14 protein-coding genes are annotated in these 16,231 nt (G+C 69.4%); 1 reads left to right on the forward strand and 13 read right to left on the reverse strand.

Annotation, left to right across the window (positions count from 1 at the left end; genetic code table 11):
* Positions 1-10 precede the first annotated feature (10 nt).
* From JW592_RS22645 to JW592_RS22705, 13 genes are read right to left on the reverse strand one after another with little or no spacing between them, the layout of a single operon-like run.
* The gene (locus JW592_RS22645; RefSeq protein ID WP_209267031.1) at positions 11-1,663 is read right to left on the reverse strand and encodes an NADH-quinone oxidoreductase subunit M; all 1,653 of its coding nucleotides are present in this window, start codon (positions 1,661-1,663) and stop codon (positions 11-13) included.
* Between the two features lie 3 nt (positions 1,664-1,666).
* Complete coding sequence (gene nuoL / locus JW592_RS22650; protein WP_209267032.1) at positions 1,667-3,613, reverse strand: NADH-quinone oxidoreductase subunit L; 1,947 nt, start codon at positions 3,611-3,613, stop codon at positions 1,667-1,669.
* A 13-nt stretch (positions 3,614-3,626) separates the two neighbouring features.
* Positions 3,627-3,926, reverse strand: coding sequence for an NADH-quinone oxidoreductase subunit NuoK (nuoK, locus tag JW592_RS22655; RefSeq protein WP_019354175.1), 300 nt, complete (start codon positions 3,924-3,926; stop codon positions 3,627-3,629).
* Positions 3,923-4,840 carry an NADH-quinone oxidoreductase subunit J gene (locus JW592_RS22660; RefSeq protein ID WP_209267074.1) on the reverse strand — a complete coding sequence of 306 codons (918 nt, stop codon included), beginning with the start codon at positions 4,838-4,840 and terminating at the stop codon, positions 3,923-3,925. The genes nuoK and JW592_RS22660 overlap by 4 nt, the downstream gene beginning before the upstream one ends.
* A 17-nt stretch (positions 4,841-4,857) precedes the next feature.
* Complete coding sequence (gene nuoI, locus JW592_RS22665; protein WP_229376625.1) at positions 4,858-5,484, reverse strand: NADH-quinone oxidoreductase subunit NuoI; 627 nt, start codon at positions 5,482-5,484, stop codon at positions 4,858-4,860.
* A gap of 37 nt (positions 5,485-5,521) precedes the next feature.
* Positions 5,522-6,907: an NADH-quinone oxidoreductase subunit NuoH gene (nuoH, locus tag JW592_RS22670; RefSeq protein WP_209267034.1), complete on the reverse strand. Its 1,386-nt coding sequence runs from the start codon at positions 6,905-6,907 to the stop codon at positions 5,522-5,524.
* Positions 6,904-9,417 (reverse strand): NADH-quinone oxidoreductase subunit G, encoded by a 2,514-nt coding sequence (locus JW592_RS22675; RefSeq protein WP_209267035.1) that lies wholly within the window; start codon positions 9,415-9,417, stop codon positions 6,904-6,906. The genes nuoH and JW592_RS22675 overlap by 4 nt, the downstream gene beginning before the upstream one ends.
* A complete protein-coding gene (gene nuoF, locus JW592_RS22680) occupies positions 9,414-10,808 on the reverse strand; it encodes an NADH-quinone oxidoreductase subunit NuoF (RefSeq protein ID WP_209267075.1) in 1,395 nt (464 codons plus the stop codon). The genes JW592_RS22675 and nuoF overlap by 4 nt, the downstream gene beginning before the upstream one ends.
* A gap of 5 nt (positions 10,809-10,813) precedes the next feature.
* Entirely contained in the window at positions 10,814-11,548 is a 735-nt protein-coding gene (gene nuoE / locus JW592_RS22685) for an NADH-quinone oxidoreductase subunit NuoE (protein WP_209267036.1), read from the reverse strand.
* Positions 11,545-12,876: an NADH-quinone oxidoreductase subunit D gene (locus tag JW592_RS22690; RefSeq protein ID WP_209267037.1), complete on the reverse strand. Its 1,332-nt coding sequence runs from the start codon at positions 12,874-12,876 to the stop codon at positions 11,545-11,547. The genes nuoE and JW592_RS22690 overlap by 4 nt, the downstream gene beginning before the upstream one ends.
* On the reverse strand, positions 12,877-13,674 hold the full coding sequence (locus JW592_RS22695; RefSeq protein WP_209267038.1) for an NADH-quinone oxidoreductase subunit C: 798 nt from the start codon (positions 13,672-13,674) through the stop codon (positions 12,877-12,879). It abuts the gene before it with no gap.
* A complete protein-coding gene (locus JW592_RS22700; RefSeq protein ID WP_209267039.1) occupies positions 13,671-14,225 on the reverse strand; it encodes a NuoB/complex I 20 kDa subunit family protein in 555 nt (184 codons plus the stop codon). The genes JW592_RS22695 and JW592_RS22700 overlap by 4 nt, the downstream gene beginning before the upstream one ends.
* Before the next feature lie 14 nt (positions 14,226-14,239).
* A complete protein-coding gene (locus tag JW592_RS22705; RefSeq protein ID WP_019354165.1) occupies positions 14,240-14,599 on the reverse strand; it encodes an NADH-quinone oxidoreductase subunit A in 360 nt (119 codons plus the stop codon).
* Between the two features lie 764 nt (positions 14,600-15,363).
* Here JW592_RS22705 and JW592_RS22710 point away from each other — a divergent pair.
* Entirely contained in the window at positions 15,364-16,167 is an 804-nt protein-coding gene (locus JW592_RS22710) for a C40 family peptidase (protein WP_209267040.1), read from the forward strand.
* Positions 16,168-16,231 lie beyond the last annotated feature (64 nt).

Raw genomic sequence — 16,231 nt, forward strand, 5'->3', positions numbered from 1 at the left:
GTCACTCCGGTCACTCGTGGTCACCTCCGCCGTGTCCAGCCGGCTTGTAGTCGAACCACTTGTTGTGGTCGGCGACGGGATGCTGCGGCTTGGGGTCCTTCTTCTGTACGTCCGAAAGGGTGTGCTCCACCGCGGGGTTCACGATCTCGCTGAGCGGCTTGGGGAAGACGCCGAGGAAGAGCAGCAGCGCCACCAGCGGCGCCACCACGGCCAGCTCCCGCACCTTCAGATCCGGCATCCCCTCGATCTCCGGCTTGCGCACCGGGCCCGTCATGGTGCGCTGGTAGAGCACCAGCACGTACAGCGCGGCCAGGATGATGCCCGCGGTGGCGATGATCCCCGCGACCGGGTAGCGGCTGTACGTACCGACCAGCACCAGGAACTCGCTGACGAACGGTGCGAGCCCCGGCAGCGAGAGCGTCGCCAGGCCGCCCACCAGGAAGGTGCCGGCCAGCACGGGGGCGACCTTCTGCACCCCGCCGTAGTCCGCGATCAGACGCGAGCCCCGGCGGGAGATCAGGAAGCCGGCCACCAGCATCAGCGCCGCTGTCGAGATGCCGTGGAAGACCATGTACAGCGTGGCGCCGCTCTGGCCCTGGCTGGTCATCGCGAAGACGCCCAGGATGATGAAGCCGAAGTGCGAGATCGAGGCGTACGCCACCAGCCGCTTGATGTCCCGCTGGCCCACGGCCAGCAGCGCGCCGTACAAGACGCTCACCAGCGCCAGGCCGATGACCACCGGAGTGGCCCAGGAGCTGGCGTTCGGGAAGAGGCCCAGGCAGAAGCGGAGCATCGCGAAGGTGCCGACCTTGTCGACGACCGCCGTGATGAGCACAGCGACCGGCGCGGTCGCCTCGCCCATGGCGTTGGGCAGCCAGGTGTGCAGGGGCCACAGCGGGGCCTTGATGGCGAAGGCGACGAAGAAGCCGAGGAACAGCAGCCGCTCGGTGCTGGTCGACATCGTCAGATCGCCGTTGGCGCGGGCCCTGAGCAGCTCGGGCAGCGAGAAGGTGCCCTCGCCCAGACTGTCGGAGCTGACGACGAACAGCCCGATGACGGCGGCCAGCATGATCAGCCCGCCGGCCAGGTTGTAGAGCAGGAACTTCACCGCCGCGTACGACCGCTGCTTGGCGCCCTCTTCCTCACCGGCCGCGTGCGCCCGGTCCCCGAAGCCGCCGATGAGGAAGTACATCGGGATGAGCATGGCCTCGAAGAAGATGTAGAAGAGGAAGACGTCGGTGGCGGCGAAGGAGACCAGCACCATCGCCTCGACCGCGAGGATCAGCGCGAAGAACCCCTGGGTGGGCCGCCACCTGCGGTGGGTGGGCTCGCCCTCGACCTGATCGGCGTCGTGCCAGCCGGCGCCGATCACGAACGGGATCAGCAGCGCCGTCAGCGCCATCAGCGCCGCGCCGATCCCGTCGACGCCCAGTTCGTAGCGGACCCCGAAGTCGGAGATCCAGGCGTGTGACTCGGTCAGTTGGTAGCGGGCGCCGTCCGGGTCGAAGCGGGCCAGCACCACGGCGGCCAGCACCAGCGTGGCCAGCGAGAAGACCAGCGCCAGCCACTTGGCGGCGGTGCGCTTGGCCGCGGGCACGGCGGCGGTGGCCACCGCCCCGACGGCGGGCAGCGCTGCCGTGACCGTCAGCAGAGGAAAAGACATATCTCAGACCGCCCTCATCAGCAGGGTCGCGGCGATCAGCACTGCCGCGCCGCCGAACATCGAGACCGCGTAGGAGCGGGCGAAACCGTTCTGGAGCCGCCGCAGCCGCCCGGACAGACCACCGAAGGTGGCGGCGGTTCCGTTGACGGCGCCGTCGACGACCTTGTGGTCGACGTAGACCAGGCTGCGGGTCAGATGCGTACCGCCGCTGACCAGCACCACGTGGTTGAAGTCGTCCTGGAGCAGGTCGCGGCGGGCCGCCCTGGTGAGCAGGTTGCCGCGCGGTGCGACCACGGGCACCGGCTTGCGCCCGTACTGGAACCAGGCGGCTCCCACGCCGATGACCAGCGAGACGACGGTCGCGGCCGTCACGGTGGTGGCCGAGACCGGGGAGTGCCCGTGCTCGAAGGCGGTCACCGGCTCCAGCCAGTTGACGAAGGAGTCGCCCGCCTTGAAGATGCCGCCCGCGAAGACGGAACCGAAGGCCAGCACGATCATCGGGATCGTCATGACCTTCGGGGACTCGTGCGGATGCGGTTCAGCGTGCTCGCCCCGCGTCTCGGCGGCCGGCTCCACGTCCGGCTCGGCCGGTGAGGGGGTGGGCGCCTGGCGCCAGCGCTCCTCGCCGAAGAAGGTCATCAGCATCACCCGCGTCATGTAGTACGCGGTGATCGCCGCGCCCAGCAGGGTGACAGCGCCCAGAATCCAGCCCTCGGTTCCGCCCTTGGCGAAGGCCGCCTCGATGATCTGGTCCTTGGAGAAGAATCCGGACAGCCCGGGGAAGCCGATGATGGCCAGGTAGCCGAGTCCGAACGTGACGAAGGTGACGGGCATGTACTTGCGCAGCCCGCCGTAACGGCGCATGTCGACCTCGTCGTTCATGCCGTGCATCACCGAGCCGGCACCGAGGAACAGCCCGGCCTTGAAGAAGCCGTGGGTGACCAGGTGCATGATCGCGAAGGCGTAGCCGATCGGGCCGAGCCCGGCGGCCAGGATCATGTAGCCGATCTGCGACATGGTCGAGCCCGCCAGGGCCTTCTTGATGTCGTCCTTGGCACAACCGACGATCGCACCGAACAGCAGCGTGACTGCGCCGACGACCACCACGACCAACTGAGCGTCCGGGGCCCCGTTGAAGATGGCGCCGGAACGGGTGATCAGGTAGACGCCCGCTGTCACCATCGTCGCCGCGTGGATGAGGGCCGAGACCGGGGTCGGGCCCTCCATGGCGTCGCCGAGCCAGGACTGCAGCGGCACCTGCGCCGACTTGCCGCAGGCCGCCAGCAGCAGCATCAGCCCGATGGCCGTCAGCTGGCCCTCGCTCGCGTCGCCCGCCGAGGAGAGGACGGGCGCGAAGGCGAAGGTGCCGAAGGTGGTGAACATCAGGAAGATGGCGATGGCCAGGCCCGCGTCACCGACCCGGTTGACGATGAACGCCTTCTTCGCCGCGGTCGCCGCCGTCGGCTTGTGCTGCCAGAAGCCGATGAGCAGGTACGAGGCGAGACCCACGCCCTCCCAGCCGACGTACAGAAGCAGGTAGTTGTCGGCGAGGACGAGCAGCAGCATCGCCGCGAGGAACAGATTGAGATAGCCGAAGAAGCGCCGCCTGCCCGGGTCGTGCTCCATGTAGCCGACCGAGTAGAGGTGGATGAGCGTGCCCACGCCGGTGATCAGCAGGACGAACGTCATCGACAACTGGTCGAGCTGGAAGGCGACATCGGCCTGGAAGCCCTCCACAGGCACCCAGGAGAACAGCTTGCTGTGCATGGCCCGGCTCTCGGCGTCCTCCCCCAGCATGGAGGCGAACAGCGCCGCGCCGATCGCGAAGGAGACCGCGGCCAGCAGCGTGCCCAGCCAGTGCCCCGTACGGTCCAGGCGCCGGCCGCCGCACAGCAGCACGGCGGCACCGAGCAGGGGCACCCCGACGAGCAGTCCGATCATTGACTCCACTGGTTCGTACCCCTTACAGCTTCATCAGGCTGGCGTCGTCGACCGAGGCCGAGTGGCGGGCGCGGTAGAGCATGACGATGATCGCGAGACCGACCACGACCTCGGCGGCGGCGACGACCATGACGAAGAACGCCATGATCTGGCCGTCGAGGTTGCCGTGCATCCGGGAGAAGGCGACCAGCGTGAGGTTGGCGGCGTTCAGCATCAGCTCGATGCACATGAACACCACGATGGCGTTGCGCCGGATCAGCACCCCGGCGGCGCCGATGGTGAACAGCAGCGCTGCCAGATAGACGTAGTTGATCGGGCTCACTTGGCGGCCTCCTCCTCGCGCTCGGTCCCGCGCTCGGTGGCGTCGTCGTCACGCTCTTCCGCACGGTCTGCCGCGGCCCGCTCCAGCGCGCGTTCGCCGGGGTCCTTGGGTCCTGGATAGGCGGACCGGCCGTGGTACTCGGCCGTGCGCTGCTCCACGGCCGCCAGCCGGGCCAGCTGTTCGGCGCTGACCTCGCGGATCTGGCCGCGGCTGCGCAGCGTGGGGTTGACGCTGAGCTCGGCGGGCGAGCCGTCGGGCAGCAGCGCGGGACGGTCGACCGCGTTGTGGCGGGCGTAGACGCCGGGCGCGGGCAGCGGCGGGAGCTGCTTGCCGCCGCGCACCCGCTCGATGGCCTGCTCGCGCTGCGACTTGTTCTTCTCGACGCGCTCGCGGTGGGTCAGCAGTGTGGCGCCGACGGCGGCGACGGTCAGCAACGCGCCGACCACCTCGAAGGCGACCACGTACTTGGTGAACAGCAGCGAGGCCAGCGCCGGAACGTTGCCCTGCGCATTGGCGGCCGCCAGGCCGTTGAAGCTGCCCACCGAGACCTGGCCGATCCCGGCGATCAGCAGGATGCCGAGCCCGAGCCCGCAGCCGGCTGCCAGCCAGCGCTGGCCCTTGAGGGTCTCCTTGAGGGAGTCGGCCGCGCTGACACCGACCAGCATCAGCACGAACAGGAACAGCATCATGACCGCGCCGGTGTAGACGACGATCTGGACGACGCCCAGGAAATAGGCGCCGTTGGCGAGGTAGAACAGCGCCAGGATGATCATGGTGCCGGCCAGGCACAGCGCACTGTGCACGGCTCGCCGCATCAGCACGGTGCCCAGCCCGCCCAGCACCGCGATGGTGCCCAGCACCCAGAACTGCAGTGCCTCACCGGTGGAGGTGGCCGTTGCCGCCAGCTCGGTCATCGGTACGGGGAGCCCGCTCATCGCTCACCCTCCCCGCTGGCGGTGACGGTGCCGTGCGTCATCCGGCCGTGCGGTGCCGCCTCGAAGGTGGCGTCCCCGGCGGCGGCCGGTTCGTCGGCGCCGAAGGTGTCGGCCGACTTCTGCGGCGCCCCGGTGTCGGTGGGCGTCTGCCGCACCGTGCCGGGTGCGGCCTCGGTGACCAGGCCCCGGTAGTAGTCCTTCTCCGTCATCCCGGGGTAGATCGCGTGCGGCGAGTCGACCATGCCCTCCTCCAGCCCCGCGAGCAGTTCCTCCTTGGTGTAGATGAGGGACTCGCGGCTGTCGTCGGCCAGTTCGTACTCGTTCGTCATGGTCAGCGCCCGGGTGGGGCACGCCTCGACGCACAGGCCGCACAGGATGCAGCGCAGATAGTTGATCTGGTAGACGCGGCCGTAGCGCTCGCCGGGCGAGTAGCGCTCCTCGTCGGTGTTGTCGGCGCCCTCCACATAGATGGCGTCGGCGGGACAGGCCCAGGCGCACAGCTCGCAGCCCACACACTTCTCCAGCCCGTCCGGATGGCGGTTGAGCTGGTGGCGGCCGTGGAAGCGGGGGGCCGTCGGCTTCTTGTACTCGGGGTACTGCTCGGTCAGCCGCTTCTTGAACATGTCCTTGAAGGTCACGCCGAAGCCGGCCACGGGGTTCTCAGGCACCGTCAGCCCCCTTGCTCTCGGTGGTCGGGTCAGTAGCGGTGGCCGCGCCGCCCGCCTGGGCGCCGACCGGCTCCCGGTCCCGGTCGGCACGCGAGGGCCGACGTGGCACCGGTGGCAGCGTCTGCCCTGGCAGCGGCGGTACGGGGAAGCCGCCGGCCATCGGGTCGAACGACTGCTGCTCCGCGGGCGGTACTTCTTCCTCCTCCTCGCCGCCGCGGAAGAAGTCCACGACGAAGGTGATCAGCAGCAGCACCAGCGCGGTCCCGGCGACCCAGTAGACGACCTCGCTGTAGTCCCAGCCCTCGTTGCGCATGGCGCGGACGGTGGCCACGAGCATCAGCCACACCAGCGCGATGGGGATGAGCACCTTCCAGCCGAGCTTCATGAACTGGTCGTAGCGGGTACGCGGCAGCGTGCCGCGGATCCAGATGAAGAAGAAGATGATCACTGCGAGCTTGGCGGCGAACCACAGCATCGGCCACCAGCCGTGGTTGGCGCCCTCCCACCAGGTGGAGATCGGCGCCGGAGCGCGCCAGCCGCCCAGGAAGAGGGTGACCGCGAGCGCGGAGACCGTCACCACGTGGATGTACTCGGTCAGCATGAACATCGCGAACTTGATCGAGCTGTACTCGGTCTGGAAGCCCGCGACCAGATCGCCCTCGGACTCCGGCATGTCGAAGGGCGCCCGGTGCGCCTCGCCGACCATCGAGACCAGGTAGATCAGGAAGGAGACCGGCAGCAGATAGGCGAACCAGCCGTCTGCCTGTTCCCCGACGATGGTCGAGGTGGACATGGAGCCGGAGTAGAGGAAGACCGCGGCGAAGCTGAGGCCCATCGCGATCTCGTAGCTGACGATCTGCGCCGTGGCCCGCACCCCGCCCAGCAGCGGATAGGTCGAACCCGACGACCAGCCGGCCAGCACCACGCCGTAGGCGGCGATGGAGGACGTGGCCAGGATGTAGAGGACGGCCACGGGCATGTCCGTCAACTGCATCGCCGTACGGTGCCCGAAGATCGAGATCTCGTTGTCCGCGGGGCCGAACGGGATGACCGCGATCGCCATGAAGGCGGGCACCGCGCCGACCACCGGGGCCAGCAGATAGACGATCTTGTCGCTGCCCTTGACGGTGATGTCCTCCTTGAGCATCAGCTTCACACCGTCGGCGAGCGACTGGAGCATGCCCCAGGGGCCGTGCCTGTTGGGCCCGACGCGCAGCTGCATCCAGCCGACGATCTTCCGCTCGAAGACGATGGAGATCAGCACCGTCACCATCAGGAACGCGAAGCAGAAGACCGCCTTCAGCGCGACCAGCCAGAAGGGGTCCGTGCCGAACATCGACAGGTCCTCGGCGGCGAGGCCAAGCGTTCCGGAGCTCATGCGCCCACCTCCTGCGGGTCTTCCTGGACGGCCGCGGTCGCGGGAGAGATCCGCACCACATCGCCGGGCAGTGCGCCGGTGTCCGCCTGGACGCCGGAGCCCACCGAGTGGAGAGGCAGCCAGACGACGCGGTCGGGCATCTCGGTCACCTGGAGCGGCAGCCGCACCTCGCCCCGGGGGCCGCCGACGGCCAGCACATCGCCGTCCTTGACGCCGGCCTCGCCCGCCGTGGCGGCGGACAGCCGCGCCACCGCGGCGTGCCGGGTGCCGGCCAGTGCCTCGTCGCCCTCCTGGAGCCGGCCCAGGTCGAGCAGCAGCCGGTGCCCGGCCAGCACCGCCTCGCCCGCCTCCGGCTGCGGCACGGTACGCGCCGCCGGGACGGCCGGGGCCGTTCCGGAACCGCCGCGGCCGTGGCCCAGCCGGTCGATCTCGCCGCGCACCATACGGACGTCGGGCAGCCCGAGGTGCACATCGAGCGCGTCCGCCAGCATGTGCAGCACCCGGGTGTCGGGCTGGGCGTGGCGGCGTGTCATCTGGTCGGGCTTGAGCGCGGCCTCGAACGTCCGCAGTCTGCCCTCCCAGTTGAGGAAGGTGCCGGACTTCTCCGCCACCGCCGAGACGGGGAAGACCACATCGGCCAGTTCGGTCACCGCGCCGGGCCTCAGCTCCAGGCTGACCAGGAAGCCGACGGCCGCCAGCGCCTCGCGCGCCCGGACCGGGTCCGGCAGGTCGTCGATCTCGACCCCGCCGACGACCAGCGCGGCGAGCTCGCCCGCGGCGGCGGCCTCGATGATCTGGGAGGTGTCACGCCCGGGCAGCGCCGGGAGTTCGGCCACGCCCCAGGCGCGGGCGACCTCCGCACGCGCCTCGGCACTGGCCACAGGCCGCGCCCCGGGCAGCAGCCCAGGCAGACAGCCGGCCTCCACGGCACCCCGCTCGCCCGCGCGGCGCGGCACCCACACCAGCGAGGCGCCGGTCGCGGTCGCGGTCCGTACGGCAGCGGTCAACGCGCCCGGCACGGTGGCGAGCCGCTCGCCGACCAGGATCACCGAGCCCTCGCCGCGCAGCGCCTCGGCCGCCGCGGCACCGGTCTCGTCCAGCCCGACACCGCCCGCGAGCGCGTCCAGCCACTCGGTCTCGGTGCCGGGCGCGGCGGGCAGCAGCGTGCCGCCCGCCTTCTCCAGGCCGCGCGTCGCGTGGCTCGCCAACGAGAAGGTGCGCTGCCCGTGGTTGCGCCAGCCCTTGCGCAGCCGCAGGAAGACGCCGGGCGCCTCCTCCTCGGCTTCGAGCCCGGCCAGCAGTACGGCGGGCGCGGCCTCCACCGCCGCGTAGGTGACTCCGGTGGAGTCCAGGTCGCGGCCGTGGCCCGCCACCTGGGAGGTGAGGAAGTCGGCTTCCTCGGCCGAGTGCTGCCGGGCACGGAAGTCGATGTCGTTGGTGCGCAGCGCGACCCGTGCGAACTTGGCGTACGCGTAGGCGTCCTCGACGGTGACCCGGCCGCCGGTCAGCACCCCGGCCCGGCCGGGGGCCGTGGCCAGGCCACGCGCGGCGGCTTCCAGCGCCTCGGGCCAGCTCGCGGGGGCGAGCTCGCCGTCCTCGCCGCGGACCAGCGGGGTGTGCAGCCGGTCGGGCCGCTGCGCGTAGCGGAACGCGAAGCGGCCCTTGTCGCACAGCCACTCCTCGTTGACCTCGGGGTCGTTCTCGGCCAGCCGCCGCATCACCTTGCCGCGCCGGTGGTCGTGCCTGAGCGAGCAGCCACCGGAGCAGTGCTCGCAGACGCCTGGTGAGGAGACCAGGTCGAAGGGGCGGGAGCGGAACCGGTAGGCGGCCGAGGTGAGCGCGCCGACCGGGCAGATCTGGATGGTGTTGCCCGAGAAGTACGACTGGAAGGGCTGGTCCTCGCCGGTGCCGACCTGCTGCAGCGCACCCCGTTCCAGCAGCTCGATCATCGGGTCGCCCGCGATCTGGTTGGAGAAGCGGGTGCAGCGCGCGCACAGCACACAGCGTTCCCGGTCCAGCAGCACCTGGGTGGAGACGGCGACCGGCTTCGCGAAGGTGCGCTTCCTGCCCTCGAACCGGGACTCGGCGTCGCCGTGCGACATGGCCTGGTTCTGCAGCGGGCACTCGCCGCCCTTGTCGCAGACGGGGCAGTCCAGCGGGTGGTTGATGAGCAGCAGCTCCATCACGCCGCGCTGCGCCTTGCTCGCCACCTGGGAGGTGAGGTGGGTCTTGACGACCATGCCGTCGGTGCACTGGATGGTGCAGGACGCCATCGGCTTGCGCTGGCCCTCCACCTCGACGATGCACTGCCGGCAGGCACCGGCCGGGTCGAGCAGCGGGTGGTCGCAGAAGCGCGGGATCTCGATGCCGAGCTGCTCGGCCGCACGGATGACCAGCGTGCCCTTGGGGACGGAGATCTGGGTGCCGTCGATGGTCAGCGACACCAGGTCCTCGGGCGGCGGGGCAACCTCCCCTCCTCCTTGGGAGGTGCCAGCAGTGGTGACGGTCACGCGTTCACCTCCAGGTGAGCGGAGTTGGGTCCATCAGCCCACGCGGTGGACTTCTCTGGGTCGAAGGGACAGCCGCGGCCCGCGAGATGGGCTTCGTACTCGTCGCGGAAGTACTTGAGCGAGGAGAAGATCGGGGACGCGGCGCCGTCACCGAGTGCGCAGAAGGACTTGCCGTTGATGTTGTCGGCGATGTCGGCGATCTTGTCCAGGTCGGCGGAGGTCGCCTTCCCGGCCTCGATGTCCCTCATCAGCTGGACGAGCCAGTAGGTGCCCTCGCGGCAGGGGGTGCACTTGCCGCAGGACTCGTGCGCGTAGAACTCGGTCCAGCGGGTGACGGCCCGCACCACACAGGTCGTCTCGTCGAAGCACTGGAGAGCCTTGGTGCCGAGCATGGAGCCGGCGTTGCCGACCCCTTCGTAGTCGAGGGGGACGTCCAGGTGCTCGTCGGTGAGCAGCGGAGTGGAGGAGCCCCCCGGGGTCCAGAACTTCAGCCGGTGTCCTGGCCGCATGCCGCCGCTCATGTCGAGGAGCTGGCGCAGCGTGATGCCCAGCGGTGCCTCGTACTGGCCGGGGCGTGCCACGTGGCCGCTGAGCGAGTAGAGCGTGAAGCCGGGTGACTTGTCGCTGCCCAGGGCCAGCGAGCGGAACCAGTCCTTGCCCTTGTCGACGAGGGCGGGAACCGAGGCGATGGACTCGACGTTGTTCACCACCGTGGGGCACGCGTACAGACCGGCGACGGCCGGGAAGGGCGGCCGCAGCCGGGGCTGGCCGCGGCGTCCTTCGAGCGAGTCGAGGAGCGCCGTCTCCTCGCCGCAGATGTAGGCGCCGGCGCCCGCGTGCACGGTGAGCTCCAGGCCCTTGCCGGGCCCGAGCGCGTCAGGCCCGAGGTAGCCCGCCTCGTACGCCTCGCGCACGGCCAGGTGGAGGCGGCGCAGCACGGGCACGACCTCGCCGCGCAGATAGATGAAGGCGTGGCTGGAGCGGATCGCATGGCAGGCGATCACGATGCCCTCGATGAGGGAGTGCGGGTTGGCGAAGAGGAGGGGGATGTCCTTGCAGGTGCCGGGCTCCGATTCGTCGGCGTTGACGACGAGATAGTGCGGCTTGCCGTCGCCCTGCGGGATGAACTGCCACTTCATCCCGGTGGGGAAGCCGGCGCCGCCCCGGCCGCGCAGGCCCGCGTCCTTGACGTAGGCGATCAGGTCGTCGGGGTCCATGGCCAGCGCCTTGCCCAGCGCCCGGTAGCCGCCGTGCCGCCGGTAGCCGGCCAGCGTGTAGGAGTCGGGCTCGTCCCAGTGCGCGGACAATACGGGGCTCAGCAGCTTCTGCGGATCGGTGGCGCCTCCCGCCGGGTGCGGGGAGGTCTCGTCCTGTCCGCCGTCGTGTGTCACCGTCGTCACTTCCCCTCCTCGTCGGATGCCGCTCCGCGCGGGGCGACGACGCCGGGGGTGGACTCCCCCTTGGCCAGTCGCAGCCCGGCCAGCGAGGCGGGACCTGCGCTGCCGGACGCGTCCACCGCGTCGGGCCGCTCGTCGGGGAAGCCCGCCAGCAACCGCGCGGTCTGCTTGAAGGTGCACAGCGGCGCACCACGGGTGGGGGCGACCTCGCGGCCCGCGCGCAGGTCGTCGACGAGGGCGCGGGCGCTGTCGGGGGTCTGGTTGTCGAAGAACTCCCAGTTGACCATCACGACCGGTGCGAAGTCGCAGGCCGCGTTGCACTCGACGTGTTCGAGGGTGATCTTGCCGTCCTCGGTGGTCTCCCCGTCGCCGACGCCCAGGTGTTCGCGCAGCGAGGCGTAGATGGCGTCGCCACCCATCACCGCGCACAGCGTGTTGGTGCACACCCCCACCTGGTAGTCGCCCGAAGCCTTGCGGCGGTACATGGAGTAGAAGGTGGCCACGGCGTTGACCTCGGCCGTGGTCAGCTCCAGCATCTCCGCGCAGAACCGCTGCCCGGTGCGGGTCACGTGGCCCTCCTCGGACTGCACCAGGTGCAGCAGCGGCAGCAGCGCCGACCGGCTGCCCGGGTAGCGGGCGATGATCTCGCGCGCGTCCGCCTCCAGCCGCTCGCGTACCTCGGCGGGGTAGTCGGGCGCGGGCATCTCGGGGATGCCCATCTCGACGTTCGTCACCGGTCGACGCCTCCCATCACGGGGTCGATGGACGCGACGGCGACGATGACGTCGGCGACCTGGCCGCCCTCGCACATCGCCGCCATGGATTGCAGGTTGGTGAAGGAGGGGTCGCGGAAGTGCACCCGGTAGGGGCGGGTGCCGCCGTCGCTGACGGCGTGCACGCCCAGCTCGCCCTTGGGCGACTCGACGGCCGCGTACGTCTCGCCCGGCGGCACCCGGAAGCCCTCGGTCACCAGCTTGAAGTGGTGGATCAGCGCCTCCATGGAGGTGCCCATGATGTTCTTGATGTGGTCGAGGGAGTTACCGAGCCCGTCCGGGCCGAGGGCGAGCTGGGCCGGCCAGGCGATCTTCTTGTCGGCGACCATCACGGGGCCGGGCTCCAGCCGGTCCACGCACTGCTCGATGATCCGCAGCGACTGGCGCATCTCCTCGAGACGGACCAGGAACCGCCCGTAGGAGTCGCAGGTGTCCACGGTCGGGACCTCGAAGTCGTAGGTCTCGTAGCCGCAGTAGGGCTGGGCCTTGCGCAGGTCGTGCGGCAGCCCGGCGGAGCGAAGGATCGGCCCTGTGGCGCCCAGCGCCATGCAGCCGGCCAGATCGAGGTAGCCGATGTCCTGCAGCCGGGCCTTGAAGACGGGGTTGCCGGTGGCCAGCGCGTCGTACTCGGGCAAGTTCTTGCGCATCTTCTTGAGGAACTCGCGCAGCGCGTCCACGGTCCCCGGCGGAATGTCCTGGGAGAGCCCGCCGGGCCGGATGTAGGCGTGGTTCATCCGCAGCCCGGTGATCAGCTCGTAGAGGTCGAGGATCAGTTCGCGGTCGCGGAAGCCGAAGATCATCACCGTGGTGGCGCCCAGCTCCATACCGCCGGTGGCGATGGCCACCAGGTGCGAGGAGAGCCGGTTGAGCTCCATCAGCAGCACCCGGATGACGTTGGCGCGGTCGGGCACCTCGTCCTCGATGCCCAGCATCCGCTCCACCGCCAGGCAGTACGCCGTCTCGTTGAAGAACGGCGTCAGATAGTCCATGCGGGTGACGAACGTGGTGCCCTGGGTCCAGGTCCGGTACTCGAGGTTCTTCTCGATGCCGGTGTGCAGGTAGCCGATGCCGCAGCGGGCCTCGGTGACCGTCTCGCCGTCGATCTCCAGGATCAGCCTCAGCACCCCGTGTGTGGAGGGGTGCTGGGGACCCATGTTGACGATGATCCGCTCGTCGTCGCTCTTGGCGGCGTGGGCGGCCAGCTCGTCCCAGTCCCCTCCGGTGACGTCGTAGACGGTGCCTTCGGTTGTCTCCCGAATGCCTGCGGGTGCGTGGGTTGTAGAGGACATTTAGGTGTACGACCTCCGCTGGTCAGGAGCGGGAATCTGGGCGCCCTTGTACTCGACGGGAATACCGCCGAGCGGATAGTCCTTGCGCTGCGGAAAGCCCTGCCAGTCGTCCGGCATTATGATCCGCGTCAGCGCCGGGTGACCGTCGAAGATCAGCCCGAAGAAGTCGTATGTCTCGCGCTCGTGCCAGTCGTTCGTCGGATAGATGTCGACGATCGAGGGCACGTGCGGGTCCGCGTCGGGCGCGCTGACCTCCATGCGGATCAGCCGGTTGTGGGTGATCGAGCGCAGGTGGTAGACGGCGTGCAGCTCGCGCCCCTTGTCGCCCGGGTAGTGGACGCCGCTCACCCCGGTGCACAGCTCGAAGCGGAGCGCGGGGTCGTCGCGCAGGGTGCGGGCCACGGTGGGCAGCTGCTCGCGGGCGATGTGGAAGGTCAGCTCACCGCGGTCGACCACCGTGCGCTCGATGACCTGGTCGGGGTCGAGGCCCTGCTCCTCCAGCGCGCCTTCGAGCTCGTCGGCCACCTCGTCGAAGGGCCCATATGCGGCTCCGCCGCGTGGTCCGCCGTACGGGCGGGGCGTCGCACCGGGCAGCCGTACGGTGCGCACCAGGCCGCCGTAGCCGGAGGTGTCGCCGCCGTTGCGGGCGCCGAACATGCCGCGCCGGACGTCGATGACCTCACCCGGGTCCCCCTGCGGTACGGGCAGGGACTCCTCACCCCGCTGGGTGGGGTCGTTCTCGTTGGGGCCCTTGGGACGCGGCGAGTCCTTGGGACCGTTCCCATTCGATGTACTCATCGCAGCAGCCCCTTCATCTCGATCGTCGGCACGGCCTTCATGGCCGCCTCCTCCGCCTCGCGGGCCGCTTCCTTCTGATTGACGCCGAGCTTCGTATTCAGGATCTTCTCGTGCAGTTTGAGAATGGCGTCCAGCAACATCTCGGGCCGCGGCGGGCAGCCGGGCAGGTAAATATCGACCGGAACGACGTGGTCGACGCCCTGCACAATGGCGTAGTTGTTGAACATTCCGCCGGAAGAGGCACACACACCCATGGAGATGACCCATTTGGGGTTCGGCATCTGGTCGTACACCTGCCGCAGCACCGGCGCCATCTTCTGGCTCACCCGGCCCGCCACGATCATCAGGTCGGCCTGGCGCGGTGAACCGCGGAAGACCTCCATGCCGAACCGAGCGAGGTCGTAACGGCCCGCGCCGGTCGTCATCATCTCGATGGCGCAGCAGGCGAGCCCGAACGTCGCCGGGAACATGGATGATTTACGCGCCGCGCCTGCCATCTTCTCAACAGTCGTGAGCAGAAAACCGCTCGGCAGTTTCTCTTCAAGTCCCATTGCTTATCCTGCCCCTAGTCCCATTCCAGGCCGCCGCGCCGCCAGTCGTAGGCGTACGCGATACCGATGAGGGCGACGAAGACCAGCATTTCGACGAGCCCGAACATCCCGAGTGAGTCGAAATGGACGGCCCACGGGTAGAGGAAGACGATTTCGATGTCGAAGATGATGAAGAGCATCGCCGTCAGGTAGTACTTCACCGGGAATCGGCCGCCTCCGGCCGGCTGCGGCGTGGGCTCGATGCCGCACTCGTACGCCTCCAGCTTTGCCCGGTTGTAGCGCTTGGGGCCGACGATCGAGGCCACGACCACGGAGAAGACCGTGAACGCGGCCGCGATCGCTCCCAGTACGAGGATTGGTGTGTAGACGTTCACCGCTCCCGTCTCCTTCCAGGCGTCGACTCTGACTGCCGGCAGACCGCTGGGCCGCTGCGCACCCCCACGAAGATCGCTCCTATGTGAGGCAGTTCACAAGCCCTGTTCGCAGGCATCTTAAGCCCGCCCCTCTGTGATCTGCGACACGGGGGCCGACAACGAGTTTGTGATCTCCACCACCTGATGGCCAATCATCCGATCAGATGGGCGGCAATCTACATACGCAAAGCCCCCGAATGGTCACCTGAGGTGACATTCGACCGTGCTCACAGCCGTTGGAGACGGGTCGCTGTACCAAGCACGGGGGTGCAGAGGCAAATTCGCGATGGACGGTTTCACCTGCTATGCGCGAACCACTGGAGATCGTGCGCTCGTGAAGCCCGGCACAAGCACCGAGACCCCCGCGCGACCCCGCCGAGTCCGGCCCGTTACCGAGCAGGATGGGCGATAGGGGGCCAACGTCCGCTTTGCACGAAGAGTTGAGATGGGTTGAGTTCGCGGGTCCGCGAGAAATGTGAGCTGCGCCACGCCCATTATCGGCAGCCGCTGCCTTCTTTGCGCTCACCTTTTCTCCGTGGTAAGCGGAGCAGGTATTCCGGCAATGCGGACAACTCCGTGGTCACGGCCCCGTAGTTGGGCAATGATCACGTCGGGGAAGCCGCCCCGGGCAACGCCCGTAGGGCTCAAGTGGCCGTGATCGCGGCGACTGTGGCGCATCGCACGATTGTTGAGACAAGGGATTGGAGCCTGCTAGGCATTCCTTCATGTCCCCGAAAGCTCAGATTCCCAGCCACCGAAAGCCCCGCTCCAGCAAGATGAATACGGCGCTGCGTGCGGGTATGACGGGCGGCGTCATGGGCACCATTGCCCTCACCGCGGCGGCGGCGCCGGCCCAGGCGGCCGACAAGAACGCACCGGCCGAGACAGTGGAGATGCCCACCCTCTCCACGGCCGACACCACCACGCTCGCGGCCGAGTCCCTGCGCGAGTCCGCCCAGCAGTACAGCCTCCAGCAGGCCCAGGACCACGCGGCCACCGAAGCCAAGAAGCAGGCCAAGGAGAACAAGCAGAAGGCCGAGGCCGAGGCCAAGCGCAAGGCCGAGGCCAAGCGCAAGGCGGCGGCCGCCCGTGAGGCGGCTCAGCAGGCGAAGGAGCGCGCCTCCCGCTCCACCGACCGCGCCTCCCTCTCCACCAAGGCCACCGCGCCGCAGGGCGGCAATGTGGCCACCCTTCTCAGCTTCCTGCGGGCCCAGGTCGGCAAGTCCTACGTCCTGGGCGCCACCGGCCCCTCGGCCTACGACTGCTCGGGGCTGACCCAGGCGGCCTTCAAGCAGATCGGCGTCAACCTGCCGCGCACCTCGCAGCCGCAGTCCACGGCCGGCACCCCCGTCTCCCTGAGCAACCTCCAGCCGGGCGACATCCTCTACTGGGGCAGCGCGGGCAACGCCTACCACGTGGCCGTCTACGTCGGCGGCGGCAAGTTCATCGGCGCCCAGAACTCCTCCACCGGCATCGTGGAGCGCCCGCTGAGCTACGACCAGCCCACCGGCGCGGTCCGGGTGCTCTGAGCCCGAGTGCTCTGAGCGCGAGCCGTACAACAGGAAGGGCCCCGCCTCCGGCGGGGCCCTTCTG

The sequence above is a fragment of the Streptomyces spirodelae genome (assembly GCF_017676385.1).
In the GTDB taxonomy this organism is placed as follows: domain Bacteria; phylum Actinomycetota; class Actinomycetes; order Streptomycetales; family Streptomycetaceae; genus Streptomyces; species Streptomyces spirodelae.

Excerpts from the sequence above, each read along its gene's own strand:
- JW592_RS22690 (WP_209267037.1), bottom strand. The coding sequence starts at position 12,876 with ATGTCCTCTACAACCCACGCACCCGCAGGCATTCGGGAGACAACCGAA.
- nuoH (WP_209267034.1), bottom strand. The coding sequence starts at position 6,907 with ATGAGCTCCGGAACGCTTGGCCTCGCCGCCGAGGACCTGTCGATGTTC.
- JW592_RS22645 (WP_209267031.1), bottom strand. The coding sequence starts at position 1,663 with ATGTCTTTTCCTCTGCTGACGGTCACGGCAGCGCTGCCCGCCGTCGGG.
- nuoI (WP_229376625.1), bottom strand. The coding sequence starts at position 5,484 with ATGTTCAAGAAGCGGCTGACCGAGCAGTACCCCGAGTACAAGAAGCCG.
- JW592_RS22695 (WP_209267038.1), bottom strand. The coding sequence starts at position 13,674 with ATGAGTACATCGAATGGGAACGGTCCCAAGGACTCGCCGCGTCCCAAG.
- JW592_RS22700 (WP_209267039.1), bottom strand. The coding sequence starts at position 14,225 with ATGGGACTTGAAGAGAAACTGCCGAGCGGTTTTCTGCTCACGACTGTT.
- JW592_RS22710 (WP_209267040.1), top strand. The coding sequence starts at position 15,364 with ATGTCCCCGAAAGCTCAGATTCCCAGCCACCGAAAGCCCCGCTCCAGC.
- JW592_RS22660 (WP_209267074.1), bottom strand. The coding sequence starts at position 4,840 with ATGACCGAGCTGGCGGCAACGGCCACCTCCACCGGTGAGGCACTGCAG.